This is a genomic window from Pseudomonas sp. CM27 (assembly GCF_013179515.1).
Classification (GTDB): domain Bacteria; phylum Pseudomonadota; class Gammaproteobacteria; order Pseudomonadales; family Pseudomonadaceae; genus Aquipseudomonas.
The window spans coordinates 1-826 of the sequence record NZ_JABMCN010000474.1 but is presented as its reverse complement, the minus strand read 5'-3'; the positions used below and the strand labels follow the sequence as shown (position 1 = coordinate 826).

At 57.9% G+C, this 826-nt stretch carries 2 protein-coding genes; both read right to left on the bottom strand.

The annotated features are described in order from the left end of the window. Nucleotides 1–28 precede the first annotated feature (28 nt). Entirely contained in the window at nt 29–292 is a 264-nt protein-coding gene (locus HP547_RS29040; RefSeq protein WP_172288947.1) for a lipopolysaccharide assembly protein LapA domain-containing protein, read from the bottom strand. A gap of 18 nt (nt 293–310) precedes the next feature. Then, a complete protein-coding gene (gene ihfB, locus HP547_RS29035) occupies nt 311–607 on the bottom strand; it encodes an integration host factor subunit beta (RefSeq protein ID WP_003252675.1) in 297 nt (98 codons plus the stop codon). Between the last annotated feature and the right edge of the window lie 219 nt (nt 608–826).

Here is an 826-nt window from a genome sequence, read left to right as displayed (position 1 = left end):
CTTTCCTATGTGTGCGTAGGAATTTTCGCTAGTTACCGCTCAACGCGGCCTGTCGGGCAGACGCCCTGATCTTGCGCTTGCTGCGCTGCACGCCGTAGGCACCTAGCAATGGCCCGACCGCCAGGCCGAGGACCAGGGCAGCCAACACCACCACGGCAACCGGCATGGCCGGGGCGGCCCAGCCGAACAGGACCAACGACACGGTCTGCTGGTTTTCCAGCACAAAGAACAGCACCACAGCCGCCAACAGCAGCACAAACACCGCCGCCAGGGCGCGCTTGAGGTTACGCATCAGATTGCTCCTTGATGATCAGGCTTCCGCCTCGTCTTCTTCATTGACCCGGTCGCGCAGCTCTTTGCCGGGCTTGAAGTGCGGCACAAACTTGCCTTCGAGGCTGACCGACTGCCCCGTCTTGGGGTTACGACCCACACGAGGGGCCCGATAGTGCAGCGAGAAGCTGCCAAAACCGCGGATCTCGATGCGATCACCGGTCGCCAGGCACTGTGACATCTGCTCAAGCATGGTCTTGATGGCCAGCTCCACGTCCTTGGACGAAAGCAGCCCTTGATGGGTGACAATACGTTCGATCAGCTCCGACTTCGTCATATTTTTCCCTTCGTTATCAAGCAGCTAGATCATTGCTTAACCAGTTTGTAGCACGCCGGGAGAGATTTGAACAGGGTGGATCTTGACTTAATAAAAAAATTCAAGATTGAAGTAATTCAAGAATGGTCTACACCGTGAATCCCGGCCAAGCCGGTGCCATCCACCGCGACGCCTGATTCGCGGGTGAACCCGCTCTCAAAACGGGCGGTGTTGGCCGGA

Bases quoted from the DNA above. Each gene is read 5' to 3' on its own strand.
- HP547_RS29040 (WP_172288947.1), bottom strand. From the start codon at position 292: ATGCGTAACCTCAAGCGCGCCCTGGCGGCGGTGTTTGTGCTGCTGTTG.
- ihfB (WP_003252675.1), bottom strand. From the start codon at position 607: ATGACGAAGTCGGAGCTGATCGAACGTATTGTCACCCATCAAGGGCTG.